Origin of the sequence: Akkermansia muciniphila ATCC BAA-835 (assembly GCF_000020225.1) — a bacterium.
Lineage (GTDB): Bacteria > Verrucomicrobiota > Verrucomicrobiia > Verrucomicrobiales > Akkermansiaceae > Akkermansia > Akkermansia muciniphila.
This window is the reverse complement of record NC_010655.1, coordinates 534,471-552,016: the sequence shown is the minus strand read 5'-3', so window position 1 is coordinate 552,016 and position 17,546 is coordinate 534,471. Positions and strand designations below refer to the sequence as shown.

17 protein-coding genes are annotated in these 17,546 nt (G+C 55.3%); 4 read left to right on the top strand and 13 right to left on the bottom strand.

Annotation, left to right across the window (positions count from 1 at the left end):
* Positions 1 to 49: 49 nt before the first annotated feature.
* From AMUC_RS02555 to AMUC_RS02500, 12 genes are all read right to left on the bottom strand, one after another.
* Positions 50 to 625: a hypothetical protein gene (locus tag AMUC_RS02555; RefSeq protein ID WP_042447602.1), complete on the bottom strand. Its 576-nt coding sequence runs from the start codon at positions 623 to 625 to the stop codon at positions 50 to 52.
* Positions 626 to 698: 73 nt separating this feature from the next.
* The gene (locus AMUC_RS02550; RefSeq protein ID WP_012419516.1) at positions 699 to 1,238 is read right to left on the bottom strand and encodes a flavoprotein; all 540 of its coding nucleotides are present in this window, start codon (positions 1,236 to 1,238) and stop codon (positions 699 to 701) included.
* Between the two features lie 13 nt (positions 1,239 to 1,251).
* Positions 1,252 to 1,620 (bottom strand): hypothetical protein, encoded by a 369-nt coding sequence (locus tag AMUC_RS02545; RefSeq protein WP_012419515.1) that lies wholly within the window; start codon positions 1,618 to 1,620, stop codon positions 1,252 to 1,254.
* A gap of 111 nt (positions 1,621 to 1,731) precedes the next feature.
* Positions 1,732 to 2,607, bottom strand: a complete 876-nt coding sequence (locus AMUC_RS02540) for a PDZ domain-containing protein (RefSeq protein ID WP_012419514.1) — start codon at positions 2,605 to 2,607, stop codon at positions 1,732 to 1,734.
* Between the two features lie 6 nt (positions 2,608 to 2,613).
* The gene (locus AMUC_RS02535; RefSeq protein WP_012419513.1) at positions 2,614 to 3,135 is read right to left on the bottom strand and encodes a hypothetical protein; all 522 of its coding nucleotides are present in this window, start codon (positions 3,133 to 3,135) and stop codon (positions 2,614 to 2,616) included.
* A 107-nt stretch (positions 3,136 to 3,242) separates the two neighbouring features.
* Positions 3,243 to 3,842, bottom strand: coding sequence for an RNA polymerase sigma factor (locus AMUC_RS02530; protein WP_012419512.1), 600 nt, complete (start codon positions 3,840 to 3,842; stop codon positions 3,243 to 3,245).
* A 33-nt stretch (positions 3,843 to 3,875) separates the two neighbouring features.
* Positions 3,876 to 5,795: an amidophosphoribosyltransferase gene (locus AMUC_RS02525; RefSeq protein ID WP_012419511.1), complete on the bottom strand. Its 1,920-nt coding sequence runs from the start codon at positions 5,793 to 5,795 to the stop codon at positions 3,876 to 3,878.
* A 63-nt stretch (positions 5,796 to 5,858) separates the two neighbouring features.
* Positions 5,859 to 6,860, bottom strand: coding sequence for a phosphoribosylformylglycinamidine cyclo-ligase (gene purM / locus AMUC_RS02520; protein ID WP_012419510.1), 1,002 nt, complete (start codon positions 6,858 to 6,860; stop codon positions 5,859 to 5,861).
* A 103-nt stretch (positions 6,861 to 6,963) separates the two neighbouring features.
* Positions 6,964 to 7,425: a DoxX family protein gene (locus AMUC_RS02515; protein WP_012419509.1), complete on the bottom strand. Its 462-nt coding sequence runs from the start codon at positions 7,423 to 7,425 to the stop codon at positions 6,964 to 6,966.
* Positions 7,426 to 7,664: 239 nt separating this feature from the next.
* Positions 7,665 to 8,642, bottom strand: coding sequence for a GDSL-type esterase/lipase family protein (locus AMUC_RS02510; RefSeq protein ID WP_012419508.1), 978 nt, complete (start codon positions 8,640 to 8,642; stop codon positions 7,665 to 7,667).
* A gap of 21 nt (positions 8,643 to 8,663) precedes the next feature.
* Positions 8,664 to 10,202 (bottom strand): sialate O-acetylesterase, encoded by a 1,539-nt coding sequence (locus AMUC_RS02505; RefSeq protein ID WP_012419507.1) that lies wholly within the window; start codon positions 10,200 to 10,202, stop codon positions 8,664 to 8,666.
* A gap of 10 nt (positions 10,203 to 10,212) precedes the next feature.
* Positions 10,213 to 10,989, bottom strand: coding sequence for a VC0807 family protein (locus tag AMUC_RS02500; protein WP_143245901.1), 777 nt, complete (start codon positions 10,987 to 10,989; stop codon positions 10,213 to 10,215).
* A 219-nt stretch (positions 10,990 to 11,208) separates the two neighbouring features.
* Here AMUC_RS02500 and AMUC_RS02495 point away from each other — a divergent pair, with 219 nt between their 5' ends.
* The 3 genes from AMUC_RS02495 to AMUC_RS11785 all read left to right on the top strand — a co-directional run bounded on the left by AMUC_RS02495 (position 11,209) and on the right by AMUC_RS11785 (position 16,242).
* On the top strand, positions 11,209 to 13,023 hold the full coding sequence (locus AMUC_RS02495; RefSeq protein WP_012419505.1) for a DEAD/DEAH box helicase: 1,815 nt from the start codon (positions 11,209 to 11,211) through the stop codon (positions 13,021 to 13,023).
* A gap of 418 nt (positions 13,024 to 13,441) precedes the next feature.
* Complete coding sequence (locus AMUC_RS02485; RefSeq protein ID WP_012419504.1) at positions 13,442 to 15,601, top strand: sulfatase-like hydrolase/transferase; 2,160 nt, start codon at positions 13,442 to 13,444, stop codon at positions 15,599 to 15,601.
* A gap of 8 nt (positions 15,602 to 15,609) precedes the next feature.
* The gene (locus AMUC_RS11785; protein WP_012419503.1) at positions 15,610 to 16,242 is read left to right on the top strand and encodes a DUF805 domain-containing protein; all 633 of its coding nucleotides are present in this window, start codon (positions 15,610 to 15,612) and stop codon (positions 16,240 to 16,242) included.
* A 31-nt stretch (positions 16,243 to 16,273) separates the two neighbouring features.
* On the opposite strand, the gene AMUC_RS02475 is transcribed toward AMUC_RS11785, so the two are convergent.
* Positions 16,274 to 17,239: an acyltransferase family protein gene (locus tag AMUC_RS02475; protein WP_157738226.1), complete on the bottom strand. Its 966-nt coding sequence runs from the start codon at positions 17,237 to 17,239 to the stop codon at positions 16,274 to 16,276.
* On the opposite strand from AMUC_RS02475, the gene AMUC_RS12485 reads away from it, so the two are divergent.
* A complete protein-coding gene (locus tag AMUC_RS12485) occupies positions 17,225 to 17,506 on the top strand; it encodes a hypothetical protein (RefSeq protein ID WP_157738224.1) in 282 nt (93 codons plus the stop codon). The genes AMUC_RS02475 and AMUC_RS12485 overlap by 15 nt on opposite strands.
* Positions 17,507 to 17,546 lie beyond the last annotated feature (40 nt).

Sequence of the window (17,546 nt, the reverse complement as noted above, 5' to 3'; positions counted from 1 at the left end):
TCAGGAGAGGAAAGGATTTGCCGTGCATGCTGATACGAGGGGTGCTGGCTCAGATCCGCCCCCGGCGGGTGCTGATCACGGTACGGTCTTTGTGTTCTTCAGGGTCTTTGGCCTCCTTCTTTTCCTGAGCAGGGTCCTTGCTGGGAAGAAGAGGCCTGGTAACGGCGGCCAGTTTGTTGATGGGTTCTTCTCTCTTGGGATCCGCCGGGGGAATAAATTCCGCCATGGCGGCAAGATCCGCCGGGGAGAACCCTCCCATGACTGCCAGTTTTCCTGAGGTGACAGGTTTGCTGTAAAGGCGCAGGGGCTGCATGGCATGGCCGTTGACGATGGGCAGTATTTGCCTGCCCAGGTTGGAGGCGGTTATTCCTTCCACCCGGCTGCCCAGGCCTTTCCGGACGTTGACGACGATGCCGTAGGTGTTGTCCGGCGCAGGGAAGGAATAATAGGATTCAATGTCCTTATGGGAAATAAAGGGGGCCTTGCTATAGTAATGACCGTCCCTTTCAAAGGCGAATTTTTTGCTGTCCGTCGCTCCCGTCTCCATATGAAAGCTGATGGGATATTTATCCGGACCGCAGGAGCAGAGCATGAGGGAACTGAAGAGGAACAGGAGCATTTTCATATGCGTCCATGATAGAAGATTTAGTTCTCCGGGGGCAAACCAATAAACAGGCATGGAGCGATTTTTGCCGTCCTTACGGCAGAAGGGAGAGTGTTTTTTGAATAATCTTGTCCACCGGCATGAGTTTTCCCGCGCCTTCCGCTCCGCAGGCCAGAATTCCGGATTCACTGGGGCCGAGGATGTAATGATCCTTCCTTTGCTTCAGAACGGCCGCGTTTTGCTGCGTGGCCGCATGTTCCCACATGTGGACGTTCATAGCTGGGCAAATAAGCACCGGAGACTGGCAAGCCAGGTAGAGGGAACTGAGCATGTCCGGAGCGAAGCCATGGGCAAAATTGGCCATGGTGTTTGCCGTGGCTGGGGCTACAAGCAGAAGATCCGCCCGTTGGGCCAGTTGGATGTGTGGGGGAACCCAGTCCGTCTTTTCATCCTCAAAGGAGGAAAAGACGGGGTTGCGGGAAATCGTGTGCAGGGTGAGGGGAGTGACGAATTCAAGGGCCTTGGCTGTGCAGACGCAGTGCACTTCATGACCGTATTTGACCAGGGCGGAAGCGATATCCGCCGCTTTGTATGCGGCAATGGAGCCGGTGACGCCCAGAATGATGCAGGCCATGAATGGGAAAAGGTCAGGCTTTGGAGGCGTTTTTGCCTTCGTCGATAAGTTTCCAGAAGTGCTTGGACTGGCTCAGGATTTCATCTTCCCCGGCAGTCGGGGAAATATTGGTGCGAAACAGGAAATCGTTCAGGCTGTTGGCGTGCAGGACGCGGTGGACGATCACTTTGCCTTCGATAACTTCAAAGTAAATGCGGTAATCTTTGGCGACGTAGCGATAAAGAATTTTACCATCCTTTTCCATCTTGCCGAAACGGGCGTCATCCAGGGTCTGGAGGGTGGATTCTGAGACTTGGAAGTCTCCGAGCAGATCCAGCTGTTCCAAGGTGGGGATGCTGGATACTTCCGCAGCGCTGATTTTATTGAAGACGATTTGAAGCACGCCCTTTTTTAAGTGCGCCGGCGGGCGAGTTCAAGCCTGAAAGAAGGTTCTGGGCGATTTTGAGCGGGAGCCGTCCGGGGCCCCGGCATTTACTTGGAGCCCGGATTTGGATTAACGGGGATCCTGCGTGGGGAGGATTCCCTTGCTTGTTACCACCTGGGTGCCGCGGATGACTTCGATAGACAGAGGTTTGTCTCCTGTTAGGTAATAAGTGGCGTCCAGCATGTCTCCGTAGTTGCGGATGGGCGTGTCGTTGATGTTGATGAGGATGTCCCCGGTCTGAATTCCTCCCCGTGCAAGAGGACCTCCGTTGATAAGGCCCTCAATGACGGGGGTTGAGGAGTTGATGTCCAGCAGGCAACCCAGGCGCACTCTTTTGGCTTCCGGATGGGTTGCCAGGAAGGAGATGGCACGGGCGGGCAGCAGGTGGCAGGTTCCTTTGCGGGAAACGCCCAGAACAATGCCGACCAGACGGTTTTCAGAGTCGTAGCATGGTTGGCCGATGGGGGGGACTGCCAGCTTGGGGAACTGGGCGCGGATGAGCCTCAGGGGGAAACTGGTGTCCCCGATGGAATGTTCCATGCCCACGTAAATTCCCTGCGTGGTCTCATTTTTGCTGCTGGCAAAGGACAGTTTGTCGCCGCGTTTAAGAATGCCGGGAGGGGTCAGGTCTGCCTGCCCGTCGTATATATGGGCTGGATCCACCTTAAAGATTGTCAGGCCTGTGAGCTTTTCCTGGGCCCAAACCTGAAGGGGAGGGGTACTCTTGTCCCCGAGGTGGTAGGTCACGCCTCCGTTTTTTAAAACCCGGTAGGGAATCAAGGAGGCCAGCATGTCTTTACCGATTTGCGCCGCCATGGTCGCATACGGCGCCCCTTCCGCCTGGGGGAGGATGGCTTCTACCTTAAAAGGGACAGGCACGGCCGTTGCCTGGCAAATCAGGCCTGCAACGGCTATGCCCGTCAATATCGGAGCCAAGTCCATCATGGATTGTTACATCTCAATGAGAACGCGGGATACCGGTTTTTTATCGGCATGGGAATCAGGTTTCAGCTGGTTGTCTTTGGCCGATGTTTCATATGAAGAGTCTCCCGTGGTGAATTCAGGTTTTTCCGTGGGAGCAACTTCGGTTGAGGTTCGTTCAATAGTTTCCTTACTTACGGGAACGGCTTTTTTCGTCAGGAGTATTTCTTCCTTATCCTTGGTGGAGGATACGTAAGATTCAGAAGGTTCATCCATGTTTCCGGATGCGATAATAACGCCTACCGCAGCCAATGTCACGATGGACATGGAAGCATAGACCCACTGCCAACCACGAAAGTTCTGCAGATAATTGTCCAGGCGTTCGAGCAGCAATTTCCAAGCAGAGTGGGCAGCCTGATCGGTTTCCTTTCTGAGATGAAAATTGCGGAGGAAATCTTCCTCGAAGGTGTCATGGTAACAGGCTTCCTTGCGGAAAGATGCCAGCATGGCCACCAGAGTTTCCTCTTTATGATCTGTGGATTGTTTATCCATCGTCGTTGATGTTAAGTATAATAGAAGTTAGGATGTGTCAGTCCCGAATTTGGGACTATGCGTTTGACATGGCGGCGGGAATTGACGTTCAATATTTTTTTTCCTGATTAACTTAGATATTCCGCCAGCAGCCCCTGGAGTTCCTTGTGGGCATAGTGCAGACGTGATCTGAGCGTTCCTTCAGAGATACCGAGAAGGGCGGATATTTCCGTATGGTTGAGCCCTTTTACGTCATGAAGAACAACGACTTCCCTGTGTTTAGTGGAAAGTTTCTTCAATGCTTCGTTGATTTTGAGCTGCAATTCATTCAAATGGGTACGGCGTTCCGGGTCCGCCCCGTCCGTTTCATCCGCCATGTTCATGTCCTTTTCCGTATGGTCGCCGTACTCGTCGTCGTCCAGACTGTAGGTCATTCTGCGGTTGCGTTTTTTCAGGAAGTTTCTGGCGTGGTTGACGGCAATGGAGTGCAGCCATGTGTAAAAGGCGCTTTGTCCATTGAAGTAGCGCAAGGCCCGGTAGGCTTTGGAGAACGCTTCCTGGGCGATGTCATAGGCATCGTCGTAGTTGTCCGTCATCTGGTACAGGGTAGCATGGAGTTTGCGGCTGTGGCGAATGACAAGTTCGTCAAAAGCCCGCGAATCTCCTTCCCGTGCCCTGGCGACCAGTTCGGTGTCTTCCAAGGTCGTGTATGAAATGGGTCCCGACATGTTGTCGACAGAATACCCAAAAAAAGGGAGCCGCTACAAGGGCAAATCGTATGCACGGCCCCCTTTACCCTCAAACCAGCGCATGTATGCCACATTAACTGTAGTGTATCCGCCCGGAGTTGGGTAATCTCCGGTGAAATACCAGTCGCCGCAGGGGCCTTCTATGGATTCATGGAGGTTTTCGATGGTCTGGAAAATGACTTCCACGGGGCACGGAGCGTCATGCGGAGTGACCAGACGGGTGATTTCCCTGGAGATTTCAGCCTCCGTCAACCCTTCGTAAATAGCCTTCACACAATTGCGCCGTTCTTCCTTGGGTTTGGCCAGTTCTTCCCTGCATGCCTTGTATACTTCTTCCAGCAGACGGACCTGTCCGTGCTGCTTGATCAGGGAGACGGCCGCCTGGAAGGCGATGAAGTTGCCCAGTTCGGACATGTCAATGCCATAGCAGTCCGGATACCGGATTTGCGGGGCAGTGGATGCAATGACGATTTTCCGAGGATTGGTTCGGCCCAGGATGCGAAGGATGGACCTTCTCAAGGTGGTGCCGCGGACAATGGAGTCGTCAAGGGCGACGAGCACGTCTTCCGGCCCTACGGCGCCGTAAGTAAGGTCATATACATGGGAGACCAGTTGCGCACGGCTTTTTTCCTGCGTGATGAAAGTGCGCATTTTGATATCCTTGTGGGCGATTTTTTCACCGCGCGGCCAGCGTTTCAGGATAGCGCTGTCCAGCATGTTTTCATCCAGGGTGCCGTTTCTCAGGGCTTCCAGAAGCTGGGCATGCACGCGCTTGCGGCGGTAGACGCGCAGGCCTTCCAGTAGGCCGTAGTAGGCGGTTTCCGCCGTGTTGGGAATGTAGGTGATAGCGGATTTGTCAAAACGGTCTTCCAGAGAATCCACGATTTGGGGGGTCAATGCCGCACCGAGCGCTTTGCGTTCCCGGTAAACGATAGGATCGTTTCCGCGGGAGAAGTAAATTTTTTCAAAGGAGCAGGGAGCCGGTTTCAGAGGTGTGGTAAATTCCGTAATGGCATGTGTGCCGTCTGCCTTGATAGAGAGCATGTTGGCCGGCGGAAGTTCTTGAACCTGTTCGCTTTCCACTTCAAAAACGGTCATCAGCGGAACGCGTTCGGAGGCCACGGCAATGAATTCATCCGTAATCAGGTAGTGGCATGGGCGGATGCCGTGCGGATCCCGCAGGCAGAAGTAGTCTCCGTTACCGATGGCTCCCATGATGGCATATCCGCCGTCCCATTGCTTGGCGGAGTTATGGATAATTTCCTGAATGTTGAGCCGGGAGGAAATGGCATGGGGTATTTCCGGGCCGGGCATGCCGCTGTCCCGCAAGGCGCGGTAGAGGTCCGTGTGGGCTTCATCCAGGTGATACCCTATTTCTTCAAGGACAGTCTGCGTGTCCGTTCCGAAGACGGGGTGCTGGCCGCGTTCAATCATGCGCTGGTTCAATTCCGGCGTATTGGTCATGTTGAAGTTGCCCAGAACCATCAGGGTACGGGTCGGCCAGTTGGTGCGGCGCAGGTAGGGGTGGCAGGACCCTTCGTCAAAGAGGCCGGAGGTGCCGTAGCGGAGATGCCCCATCAGGATTTCCCCGCCGTAGTCGAAGTTGTTTTTGATATCTGCCGCATCCTTCAGATTGACCTGGCCGCGGCGAACTTTTTTATTGAGCTTCTTGATTTGCCCGTTGAAGATGCTCGTGAGGGCGTCTTTGCTGGCGTCCCGGGTGCGGAACAGGTAAGGCTGCCCCAAGGGCATGTTCAGCTTGACGCAGCCTATGCCCGCGCCGTCCTGGCCGCGGTTGTACTGCTTTTCCATCAGGATGAGCAGTTTGTTGAACGCCCAGAGGGTGGAGCCGTATTTATCCTGAAAATAAGAGAGAGGCTTAAGCAGACGAATGGCGGCTACGCCGCACTCGTGTTTAAGAAAATCGCTCATGGGATGATGATGAAAAGATTGTCCTGTAAGTGTGGTGTATCCGCTGCAAGGAGATGGTGTTTTTTATTCGCCCTGTACCTTGACATGAATGCCGCGGCCTTCTCTCAGCGTGCCAATGACCGTGCCGCCCGGACCTGCCTTCAATGCGGCTTCCGCGTCTTCAGGCCTCACGATGGCTACCCAGCCAATGCCCATGTTAAAAGTGTTGAAGCGGTCCTGAGGATCCACATGCTTCAGGATTTTCTGGGCGGCGGTGTTGTCCCAATAGGGAATGGAGAGGTCTGCGCCGTAGTCGCCCAGGAAGCGTTCCAGGTTTTCCGGGAGGCCTCCCCCCGTGATGTGGGCGTATGCTTTCGGGGTGACGTTGAAGCGGCGCATATCTTCCACTACGTCATGATACAAACGGGTGGGCTGAAGGAGGGAGCGGAGTTCTTCTTCATCAACTACATCCGGATTTTCTTCCAGAATGCGGCGGATGAGGCTCCAGCCGTTGGCATGGAAGCTGTCGGATTTGTAGCCGATGAATACGTCTCCGGGCTGGACGGTTTTCGGATCAATCAGTTTGCTTTTTTCACAGCAGCCGATGCAGAAGCCGGAGAGTTCCACGATGGATTCCGGCACCACGCCGGGCATTTCCGCCGTTTCTCCGCCGGCCAGGATGCAGTTGCAGGATTCCAGGTAGTCGCACATGCCGGCCACCAGGCGGGTGATACGGGAGCGTTCCCGTTCCAGATTGGAGATGCCCAGATAATCCAGGAAAAGGAGAGGGTCGCCGCCCGTAGTAAGAATGTCGTTGACGTTCATGGCCACCAGGTCTTTGCCGGCGGTTTCCACCATGTCCAGTTCAAAAAGAATTTCCGTCTTGGTGCCTACGCCGTCGCACCCGGTGACGATGACCGGTTCCTTGTAGGAGCTCAAATCATAGGCGGCGGCGAAAAGGCCAAAGGCCTGGTGCAGAGATCTCTGCTTTTGCGTTCTTTTAACGTGAGAGCTGATGTCGGATACAAAAGCGGCTGCTTCCTTGGTATCGACCCCCGATTGCTTGTAGGTTAGTTTGCCGGACATTGAACGGATGGACTGGGTGTGCCAGCATCCTAGAGGAAGGCTCCTTCCGCGGCGAGTGAAAAAAGAAGTATTTTTGCCATAGGACGCGCGGGAGGAACTGTTTTCATTCCACTTCTATCTTGCAGTCGCGCCAGAGCCACCAGGCATCCAGGGAGAATTTGCCCGGTCCCGTATAGAAGAGGGTTAGATAGATCAGCAGGTAGATGGCCGCTAGTTCCTGTGCTCCCCAGCCGGAGAGGCCAAGGACAAGAAAGAGCGCCACACACATGTTAATAACCAGGATAAGGGAGGCCAGGCGGGTCAGGAACCCAAGCAAAATGAGGATGGAGCAACCGAATTCCGCACCTACGCACAGCAGCAGGGACAGAAAATTGCCGATTCCCAGAGGATCCTGGAAGGCCGACCAGTTTCCGCTGATGAGCATGCCCAGTTTGGGAATGCCATGCACAAGCATCATGACTGCTACTCCCAGGCGCAGCAGCAGAACGCCGAAATCCATACTGGTGTTGGTGGCCAAGGGGCCAAGCAGGCGGCATGCGGATGGTTTGCTTTTATTCTGTTCCATGCACGGTAGACCGTTTTGGATGCAGAAATGCTCAATTAAAATAGGATGAAAAGGAGCATCCGGGATAGCGGGGAAGCTGTCCCAGACGCAGGCATTCCGTTTGCGGGGAATCCGGATGTCCCGCAGAGTTCCGCAGCTTGCCGCCTGCCTCGGTGCGTAAGGGCGCGAATAGAGTGCGCCGGGTATTTGGGAACATACGGAACTGCTGCATGTTCCCAATGAAACTGTTCCAGTGGTTTTTAATATTTTTTTGCGGGAATGAGGCGGAAAGCTGCGGGGGATTTGGCGGATTTGATTTGCAGGGGCCTGGTCGGGTCTTTTTGGGTCTCCGGGCCAATGGCGATGATAAGCCTGTCCTTGGGATGGATGACGGTGGAGTTTTCAAAAATGAGCGTATTGGAGCCGTCCGTCAATTTCCATCCGTCCAGAAGAATGCCGGAATTACCGGGGTTGTTGATGATCACGTTGCCGGTACCCGGTTCCAGCCTGGGGACGGGCTGCTTAATCTTGAGGCTTTTTGCCAGCTTGGCGAAGGTGATTTCCGCAATACGCCGTGCGCCCTGTTCCGTAGGATGCAGCCCGTCAACATACCATTCCGGATGGTCGGAGAGCGGGTGCAGCGCATCAAAGAGACTGACTTTGTACTTGCGCGCTACGGCGGCAATCAATTTTTCCGCTTCCGGGCGGTTGGCGGCGGAGCCGTTGTCCGAGCCTGCATATTTGCGTACGTCCGGATAGCAGTTGCCGGGGAATGCCTTTTTGTTGAGCGGGCCGCGGTAGTCCGGCCCCAGCAGGCCCCAGGCAAAGAACCGTGCTTTGGGATTGGCGTTTTTCCATGCCTGGAGCAGCGCTTCATAGCCTTTGGAGAACAGTTCGGGGTTCCACCATCGGCCTGTGTCGTTGATGCCAAGGTTGCAAATATAAATATCCGCCTTGAAGTCCAGGGCTTGCTTGTGTTCCCTGGTGCTGCCGTACCAGCGTCCTGCTTGGCCCGGATAGTCGCCCGCCGTTTTTCCGGGATTGCCGAATCCTCTGACGTCAAAGTCCGGGCCCATTAGCGTGGCGAGCACTTGCGGATACCGGGCTTCTCCGGGTTTAAGGCCGGAGCCGAAGGTGATGCTGTCCCCTACGCAGGCCACTTTGGCGGGAGAAGCTTGTGCCGCAATGCCCAGTGAGAGCGTGGCTGCCAGGGAAGCAAGGAAAAGATGAAGGTTCATGGAATGATGGCGTGGTAAGAGTTATTTTTTCAGAACGGGTGTGTCCGTCCGGAAGGGACGGGCGGGGAGTTGGTTGCCGTTGACCAGGTTGGGGGTCACGAAACGGTTCCAGCAATACCGGGCGTTTTTGGGGGATTTTACTTCCGGGGAGGAGAGGCGGATAACGGCTGTGCCGCCTTTCCTGTTTGTGATTTCCGCCGTGGCGGGATGGTAAATTCCGTCCGTCCCGGCAATTTCAAACTGGGCCGGTTTCTTGCCGTCCGTGGTGGTCAGTCCGGCAGCTTGTTCCATCTGGACCAGGATGCTGGAACCGGAGGTCTTGAAGGCCTTGAAGGCAGGGCCTTCACAGGGGACCTTTTTACCGTAAACCTTGTTCAGGGCAGTATTTCCTGCACGTTCCCCAACAGGGCGCTTGAACGGAGGATGAACGTCGGCATTGGTGGAGCCAAGATCAATGGTGTTGACGCTGTAAACCTGCGGGACGGTTTTGGCCACTGTGTCCTGCATTTCGCGGAATTCCGGCCATCCGGCACGGATTTTTGACGGATCGTTAATGCGGGGGAGCTGGATCATGACGAAGGGCATTTCCGGGTTACGGAAAGCTTTTCTCCAGGAGGAGATCATAGTTTTCAGCAACATGCCGTTTTGGGCGTTGTCAATGATCTCCGCATCGGATTCGCCCTGATACCAGATCACGCCTGTGATGGGGAGTGGTGTTGTCCAGGCAATGCCGGATTCGTAAAGGAACGCCGGCTTGTAGGGATGGTCCGGAGATCCCTGATTCAGACGCGGAGAGATATTTTTTCTGGCCCGTCCCCTTACCCAGTCGGAGATAAGGGGGGAGTCCAGCCAGTGGTTGCCGCGCAGGGTGCGGAAACTGTTGTTTGCATTAATGACCTGCCGGGGGAGCCACGCTGCGATTTCCGAGCCCCCCAGGGAGGAGTGGATGATGCCTACCGGAATGCCCAGCCCTTCGCGGAGTTTTTTCCCGAAATAGTAGCCCACGGCAGTCATGGGGCCTGAAGTGGAGGGTGAGCTGGCGGCCCATTGCCCTTTATAGAAGTTGTCCGTGGTGACGGCGTCAAAATCTTTCCCGGAGTAGGGGGCGTTGTTGGTGTGGGCTTGCGGAATATTGTTGAGCAGGCGGAGCTGGTCATCTCCGGAAGCCGCTATGTCTTCTTTGGCCGTCGTGGTCTGGTTCAGGCGGAACAGCATGTTGGATTGGCCGGAAGCCAGCCACACTTCTCCCACGAGCACATCTTCCAATTTGGCGGAGTCTCCGTTTTGCACGGCCGCCAGCGTCTGGCCTGTGCCGCAGGGAGGCATGGGAGGCAGCGTGACGCTCCATTTTCCTTTGGAATCGGTTTTTGTTTTCAGTGCAGTGTTTCCAAAAGTGACGGTTATTTCCCTGTTGGGGGCGGCCGTGCCGGAAACGGGAATGTTTTTCCCGTGGGGAAGTACCATATGGGAACCGAAAATCCGGTCGAACCGGGGGGCGTCCGCCCACGCTGCGTTAAGGGCGATGGCGGCAGCCAGGATGCATGAAGTATGGAGGCGCATGGTTTGAGGATTATTTGAGAAGGAGTTCGTTCCGTGAGAGCCCGGTCAGCCTGCCGAGCTGTTTAATCAGGCGGGTCATGATGAAGACAAGAGCTGCCAGAATGGGGATCCCGATGATCAGGAAGCCCCACCAGGTGATGCTGCCGATAGCGGCATTGTAGGCCACTTGCTGTTCCGCTTCCGGCTGGCGTATGACGGAGGACATGAAAGAGAGGCTCAGGAAGAAATTGCCGACGGAGGATGCGACCAATGTGCCCGCCAGAATCCATGACGAGTTTGCCAGCAGGCTCTGGTAAGCCTGTTCCTCGCCGTTGGCGGCCACCGTTTGTTCTATCCTGCGCACGTCGAATAACTCCGTCGTGTAGATGAACATGTTGAGGAGGGGGGTGCCGGTGGAGCGGGAGACGACGACGGCCGCCGCCAGGATGAGGGGGATCAGGGCTTCTTTTCCGGCGAACAGCCAGGGTGTGGCGCTGTGGATGCGCCCTTCCGGCCCGATGACGAAGATGCTGATGACGCCCGTCAGCAGCACGCCGGCCATGCCTACGCCGGACATCAGGTCAAATTTCCTGGAGACGGCCAGGGAACGGATGCCATAGACGAGTGGGAGGGAAAGGGCGATGACGAGAGACCATACCGGGCCGATATGCCAGAAACTTTCTCCCTCCGGACGTTCCAGGGGATTGGCGGGGCCTGCGCTGCAGTAGTCCAGAATCAGTACCGGGAGGAGGATGTTGATGAAAATTCCCAGCAGGGAGGACTGTGATTTGTTTGGCGTTTTATCCATGAATTCGGAGGGAAATATTTGTATCATACGCGAATGCGCCCCTGCAAGTTGCAACCCCGTGTGTGACAGTAAAGACCAGAAGCGGGGAGAGCCGTTTTTTTATTCGCAGGCGGCTTTGCGGAAATCGTGGCATCTACGGTATCTTCCGTTCTTTTGGCTGGACACGGGAGGGAATAATGTTCAGCTTCTCCCGTGACTCTGACAGATCATTTTTCCCCCATGACTCAAACATCTTCTTTTTCGGCTCTTGGTATTTCACCGGAGATTCTGGAGGCTATCGAAGTGCTCGGCTTCGATACCCCTTCCTCCATTCAGGAGCAGGCGATTCCCGCCGCGATCGGAGGGGCCGATATTGTGGGGTTGTCCCATACGGGCTCCGGGAAGACGCTTGCCTTTGCCATTCCGGCCCTGGAGTGCATTGATCCTGAGGAACGCTGCGTTCAGGTGCTGGCCCTCTGTCCTACTCGGGAACTGGCCGTTCAGATTTGCCGGGAGGTGGACAAGCTGGCTTTGTTCATGGACGGTGTTTCCGCCGTCCCCATTTACGGAGGCTCTTCTTTCCGCCCGCAACTGGACGCCCTGAGGCGCGGGGTACAGTTTGTGGTGGGAACGCCCGGACGCGTCATGGACCTGATGGAGTCCGGGGCGCTAAGGCTGGACGGTCTCCGCATGTTGATTCTGGATGAAGCGGACGAGATGCTGGATATGGGGTTTCTGGAAGATATCGAACGTATCGCGGACGCTATGCCGGAAGGGAAGCAGACCCTGTTTTTCTCCGCTACCATGTCTCCGGAAATCAGCCGCCTGGTGAGCAGGTTCATGAAGGAGCCCGTCCAGATTTCCATTGAACGGCCTACGCTGACGGTGCCTACCATTGAACAGGTTTATTACGAGGTGGTGTTTTCCTCCCGGATTGAGGTGCTCAGCCGGCTGCTTGACACCGGAAAGATTAAAATGGGGCTGGTGTTCGCCAATACCAAAAAGGTGGTGGATGACGTGGTGGACGGTCTGACGGCCCGCGGTTATCCGGTGGATCGCCTTCATGGGGATATGCCCCAGATGATGAGGGAGCGCGTGATGGATTCCTTCCGCAAGGGGAGCCTGCGCCTTCTGGTGGCGACGGATATTGCCGCTCGCGGCCTGGATGTGGACGATGTGGATGCCGTGGTGAATTTTGAATTGCCGCGTGATCCGGAGGATTACGTGCACCGCATCGGCCGCACGGCACGCGCCGGCCGCAAGGGGAAGGCCATCACTTTTGTGGGGCGCCGTGATTTTTCCCTGATGAGCCGCATTGAACGTTTCATCGGCGTTAAGTTGACTCCGGAACCTGTGTTGACTGCCGTTCAGGTGGACCAGCTCCGGACAGAGTCCCTGGTGGATGATATCCTGGAACGTCTCAAGCCGGATGCCGTGCTGCCGGAGGAATTGAAGGAAGTGGAGGCTGCGCCGGAGGCCATGGCTGCGGCCCTGTTTGACTTGCTCCGGGAACGTACGCACCGGGAAGTGCAGCCCATTCCGGAAGACAAGCCCGCCCGCAGGGCGCGGCGTATGCCGCAGACCGGGGAGGAGGCGGAGAGCCCGCAGAAGGGTGATTCCTGGCAGCATAAGGGGGATACGGTTACGCTGTTTATGAATGGAGGCCGGATGATTGGCTTGCGGCCCAAAGACATAGCCGGGTTATTTTACAATACGGTGGAAATGGAAAAGGGAGCCGTGGGCGATATCCGGATTTTCCCCAAGCATTCCCTGATAGAAGTGGACGCTTCCGTGGCGCCCCTGCTTCTGGAGGCCCTGGCGACGGCTACCGTCTGCGGCTATGAAGTTAATGTCCGTGAAGACAAGGGGGCTCCGGAATATTCCGGAACTCCGCGCTCTTCCCGCCGCAATGGAGGATTCCGCAACAGTTACCGCGGAGAGCGGGACCGCAGTGACCGGAGCGGATTCAGGGGAAACCGCGGGGGCTTCCGCAGTGACCGCGGCGAACGCTGGGGCGAACGTTCCCGCAGGGACGACAGGAAGAAGCGTTTCTGATGCCTTCGCTATTCCGGACAGGGTTATTAACGCTGTTCCGGAATTGGCGCGGACATTTTGGAACGTTCCGGTTTATGATTGCTGTTTCCGCCGGTTTCTGTATTTTCTGCCCGGCGGGGGGACTGCCGTTTTATTCAGGATAAAGCATGGCCGGGCGGGGCTGGTGACCGGGGCGCCGGGAATGCAGGAGGAATTTTCTCCCATTCCTGGCTTCAGCCAGAAAATCCGCTCATTGGTGCAGTATGGCGGGTTGTAGTTGTTCCGGCTGTGAAGGCTGGGTCCCTGATGTTTTTTGCCGATAATACTGGCGATTCAATCCTCTGTGCCCTTTCCTCGTAATTTTCTTGAGGGATGAGAAAATTCATGTAAGATGACGCCTTATTTTAACGTCTTTTTTATAGTCTATTTTCTTTGAATCATGAAGCTGGTATCTTTACTATCCGTTCTTCTGACTTCCCTGGTTCCGTGCATGGGCGCTTCCGGGCAGGCAGCGAAGCCGGCTGCCCGGTCTGTCAAAACTTCAAAACCCAATGTTATTTTCATTCTGGTGGACGACATGGGCTGGGGTGATCTGGATTCCAACTGGAGCCAGCAGAAGCTGAATGGCCGGACGGTGGAGAGAAAGAACGAGTTCAAGACTCCTGCCCTGTCCGCTCTGGCCCGGGAGGGGATTCAGCTGCGCCGTCATTATTCCGCCGCTCCGGTTTGCGCTCCGGCGCGCGCCTCCCTGCTGCTGGGGGTGCACCAGGGGAATTCCCGCGTGGTGAGAAACAACCGTTTCGACCAGCCTATTGAAGATTCCCATACGCTGGGTACCGTGATGCGTGATGCCGGGTATGATACTGCCGCCATTGGCAAATGGGGTGTAGGCGGCGGAGGCCAGAGCCATGTGCCCATGACCGCCGGCCCCCATCAGCGGGGATTCAATTATTTTTATGGTATCCTGGACCATTTGGCAGGGCATTTCCATTATCCTTCCGAATCCCGTGACGTTTTCGAGTACAACGGTTACGCTTCCAATCCCGAGTGGAAAAATATCAAGGACCAGGTGCCCCAGACGGCTTATTCCACGGATTTATTTGCCGCCTGCGCCAAGCAGTGGATTGTGGACCAGCGCAAGTCCGCCCGCAAGACCGGAAAGCCGTTTTTCCTGTACCTGGCTTTTCCGGCGCCCCACGGCAATCTGGTGGTTCCGGGGGTCCCCTATCCTTCCGGCGGCGGGTTGAAAGGAGGCCTGCAATGGGTAAAGAAGGAAGGCACAGAATCCGTGAATACGGCTTTTGACGCCAGGGCGGAAAAGAATAAGGATACCTATATTCATCCGGACAATTCCCGTTTCCCGAATGATGTGGCCAAACGTCATTCCACCATGATCCGCCGCGTGGACGACGCCGTAGCTGATTTGATCCGTCTGCTGAAAGATTTGAAGATTGACGATAATACGATGATCGTCTTCACGTCCGACAATGGCCCCCACAATGAGGGCGGTTCCGACTCCAGGCACTGGCACGGAGCGCAAAATCCGCAGTTTTTCAAGAGTTATGGCATGATGGACGGCATTAAGCGCGATTGCTGGGAAGGTGGCATGCGCGTGCCTACGCTGGTACGCTGGCCCGCCCGTATTCCCAAAGGGCAGGTCAGCCTGCATCTTGGACAGTTCCATGACTGGCTGGCTACGCTGGCGGATGTCGCCGGGGTGCCGGTTCCTGCCCGCAGTGACGGCGTTTCCCTGCTGCCGACGCTGACCGGTCATGCGGACCAGCAGAAGCCCGGCATTGTTTATGCCGAATATAATTTCGCCGGCAAAACGCCGGAGTATAAGGATTTCCTGGGCGAACACAAGGGAGCGCAGCGAGGCCAGCAGCAGATTGTCTTTGTGGATGGATTGAAGGGCCTGCGCATGGGGGTGAAGGATGCGGACAAGGATTTCATGATTTTTGATACTTTGAATGATCCGCAGGAAAGCAAAGATCTCGCATCCTCCAAGCCGGAACTTCAGGCCCGCATGAAAGCCGCCGCTTTGTCCAATCGCCGGGCTTCCCTTCCTTCCAAAACAGTGTTTGATTCTGCGCTGGTGCCTGCCGTGGATGTGAAGGGAACCGTTTCTCCCGGGTTGCAATGGGCCTTGTATGAGGGGGATTTTCCCTGGGTACCGGATTTTCGCCAGTGGAAGAAGCCTGCTTCCGCCCATGGCGTGACGCCTTCCCCATCCGTGAAAATGAACGGTCCGGCCAAGCGCGGTGTGGAGCTGACGGGATATGTGAAGATTCCTGAGGACGGAGCATATACGTTTTATCTGACCACGGATGAAAATAAGGGCAGCAAGGCTTTTGTCCGTCTGCACGGCATGGAACTGATTGACGCGGACAAAACTTATGAGCCGGGGGCCGAGGTCTCCTCCGATTTGGGGGACCGGAAGAATCCCGTTTATTTGAAAGCCGGACTTCATCCCATCCGCATCGGCTATGTGGGGAACTCCGGTACTGCCTCCAAACTGGTTTTGAAGTGGGAAGGCCCCGGTTTGTCCAAGCAGGAGATTCCCGCCTCCGCCTTCAGTCACGGGAAGGAATCCAGGTAAGCGTCCCTATGAGCGATCTGTACGAGTACCAGGCAATTGACGGTTCTTCCAAAGGCCCGGTTGACCTGGTGCTCTTGTTGCGGGCCCGTAACCTCGGCCGCCTGTCCAACCGGACTTTGGTCCGGAAGGTTCCCGGCGGAGACTGGAGGCCTCTGGCCTCTTTTATCCCCTCCATGACTGTCATGGATGATGATGGGGAGCCCTCCGTTCTGCCGGACCCCGGACCGGAGCCTGGAGGAACCGACTCCGGCTGGAGCAGGAAGAAGTACTGGATGCGCGTCATCAAGGCATGGTGCCGTTTTGAGGGCCGTGCCGGGAAAGGGGAGCTGCACGAGGTTTTTTCCGGAGTGGGGGTTGCGTGGTTGGCCGTGGCGGGAGCCCCCTCTTTTGTAAAATGCGGTTTTTTCCCGTCCCTGGTTCCGTGGGTTGACCTGGTTTCCCCTCTGCTGTACGTGGTGCTTGCCGTGCTGTCTATTCCGCTGGCGGCTACCATGGTCCGGCGTCTGCATGATGTCGGGAGGAGCGGCTTTTTCCTGGTTTTTCTGGCCGTTCCCTTCATAGGGTGGCTGCTGTTGTGGTATTTATCCCATGGGGAAAGCCGGATTGGAGAGAATAAGTACGGAGATCCCCCTTGGAATTAAGAGGGGTTGGAATCCGGACCTTGTAAAGTTGCTACAAAGTTTTTGACTGCGTTTGCGGATTTGAGGGAATCATCCGGTTAAAAAGTTTTTGCATGGCCATGGCCAGCAGAAGGGAGGAGACCAGCGTCACGATGAATACTACGCTGATGCTTTGGGTTCCATAGAGGTCCCAGCTGAAGTGGTAGCCGAAAATGAATCTGTGATTCAGCCACATAAGTGCGGAATAAGTTCCCAGCAGCGTCAAGAGCGGTGTGAGGCGGAGTTTCCGGGTTATCCAAGGCAGACACCAGAGGGTGAAGAGAAAGATAACCGTCAGGGTTTTGGCTTTTGAAAAACTGAAGAGATGGATGGATAGTATTTCAAGAGCCAGCAACAGGATTGCTCCCAAGCTGTGGGAAATTGAAAGAGCAGAGAGGCGTGAAGCCAGAAAGGCGCACATGTAGCCGAGAATGAAGCAGGGCAGGAAAGGAGGGAAGGATGAGGCGATTCCCGGCAGGCTGGGAATGTGGGCCGCACTTTGAAATAAAAGGGACACTCCCAGCAGAGCTGCCATGGACGGGACAGGCGCAATGTGATGCGTGATCCACGCACAGATTGGATAAAGGGCCATGGTGGCTGCCGCGAAAAGAGCCATGTACCACCAGTCGGGATAACAGGGCCTCAATCCTGTTACGACAAGCAGGCCATTTTTCCAACCCATGTCGGCAACGGATGGCAAAATGGGCAAGGGGAATGCCCAGGAAACCAGAATAGCCAGAAGGAGGCATAAGAAATAAATTTTCCAGAATTTAAAGTAATGGGAAAAGCCTGTTTTAATGAGGGAACCGAAGGTTGGGGATGAATTTGTTTTCCATCCCATAGCGTACCCCGTGATGAAAATAAAAATGGGCACGCAAATTTTAAAGATGGGAGCGGCTTTGGTAAGCTGGGGAGCAATCCATGCCGTATCCACACCTGCGGGCAGAGCGTATAAGCCGAAGACATGATGAAAGATCATGAAGAGAATTCCATACCCTTTGAGGATAGCGGAATCTTCCCTGGAAAAAGAAAGATGCTGTTGAAGGCCAGGAACAGTAAGGGCAGAGAAAAAGCTCATCTGAGACGTAGCTCAACGGATTTCCAATCCGAAAGAGCAAACATATCCAGAAAACAATTAAGCCCAAAAGCAATATGGGTTGAAAAAGAAAAAAGGAACATTTCTCCCACCCCGCTTTTCCTCCCCTTTCATTTTGATGACCCATTTGTTCTCAAAATAGAGTGTTGACTTCGGATTGGAAATCCGATTCTTGAACATAAGAAAAAGG

What these genes read in the sequence shown, in the direction of transcription:
- AMUC_RS02525 (WP_012419511.1), bottom strand. Translation starts at nt 5,795, where the DNA reads ATGAGCGATTTTCTTAAACACGAGTGCGGCGTAGCCGCCATTCGTCTG.
- AMUC_RS11785 (WP_012419503.1), top strand. Translation starts at nt 15,610, where the DNA reads ATGAGCGATCTGTACGAGTACCAGGCAATTGACGGTTCTTCCAAAGGC.
- AMUC_RS02515 (WP_012419509.1), bottom strand. Translation starts at nt 7,425, where the DNA reads ATGGAACAGAATAAAAGCAAACCATCCGCATGCCGCCTGCTTGGCCCC.
- AMUC_RS02475 (WP_157738226.1), bottom strand. Translation starts at nt 17,239, where the DNA reads ATGATCTTTCATCATGTCTTCGGCTTATACGCTCTGCCCGCAGGTGTG.
- AMUC_RS02535 (WP_012419513.1), bottom strand. Translation starts at nt 3,135, where the DNA reads ATGGATAAACAATCCACAGATCATAAAGAGGAAACTCTGGTGGCCATG.
- AMUC_RS02540 (WP_012419514.1), bottom strand. Translation starts at nt 2,607, where the DNA reads ATGATGGACTTGGCTCCGATATTGACGGGCATAGCCGTTGCAGGCCTG.
- AMUC_RS02530 (WP_012419512.1), bottom strand. Translation starts at nt 3,842, where the DNA reads ATGTCGGGACCCATTTCATACACGACCTTGGAAGACACCGAACTGGTC.
- AMUC_RS02500 (WP_143245901.1), bottom strand. Translation starts at nt 10,989, where the DNA reads ATGGATAAAACGCCAAACAAATCACAGTCCTCCCTGCTGGGAATTTTC.
- AMUC_RS02510 (WP_012419508.1), bottom strand. Translation starts at nt 8,642, where the DNA reads ATGAACCTTCATCTTTTCCTTGCTTCCCTGGCAGCCACGCTCTCACTG.
- AMUC_RS12485 (WP_157738224.1), top strand. Translation starts at nt 17,225, where the DNA reads ATGATGAAAGATCATGAAGAGAATTCCATACCCTTTGAGGATAGCGGA.
- AMUC_RS02555 (WP_042447602.1), bottom strand. Translation starts at nt 625, where the DNA reads ATGAAAATGCTCCTGTTCCTCTTCAGTTCCCTCATGCTCTGCTCCTGC.
- AMUC_RS02550 (WP_012419516.1), bottom strand. Translation starts at nt 1,238, where the DNA reads ATGGCCTGCATCATTCTGGGCGTCACCGGCTCCATTGCCGCATACAAA.
- AMUC_RS02485 (WP_012419504.1), top strand. Translation starts at nt 13,442, where the DNA reads ATGAAGCTGGTATCTTTACTATCCGTTCTTCTGACTTCCCTGGTTCCG.
- AMUC_RS02495 (WP_012419505.1), top strand. Translation starts at nt 11,209, where the DNA reads ATGACTCAAACATCTTCTTTTTCGGCTCTTGGTATTTCACCGGAGATT.
- AMUC_RS02505 (WP_012419507.1), bottom strand. Translation starts at nt 10,202, where the DNA reads ATGCGCCTCCATACTTCATGCATCCTGGCTGCCGCCATCGCCCTTAAC.
- purM (WP_012419510.1), bottom strand. Translation starts at nt 6,860, where the DNA reads ATGTCCGGCAAACTAACCTACAAGCAATCGGGGGTCGATACCAAGGAA.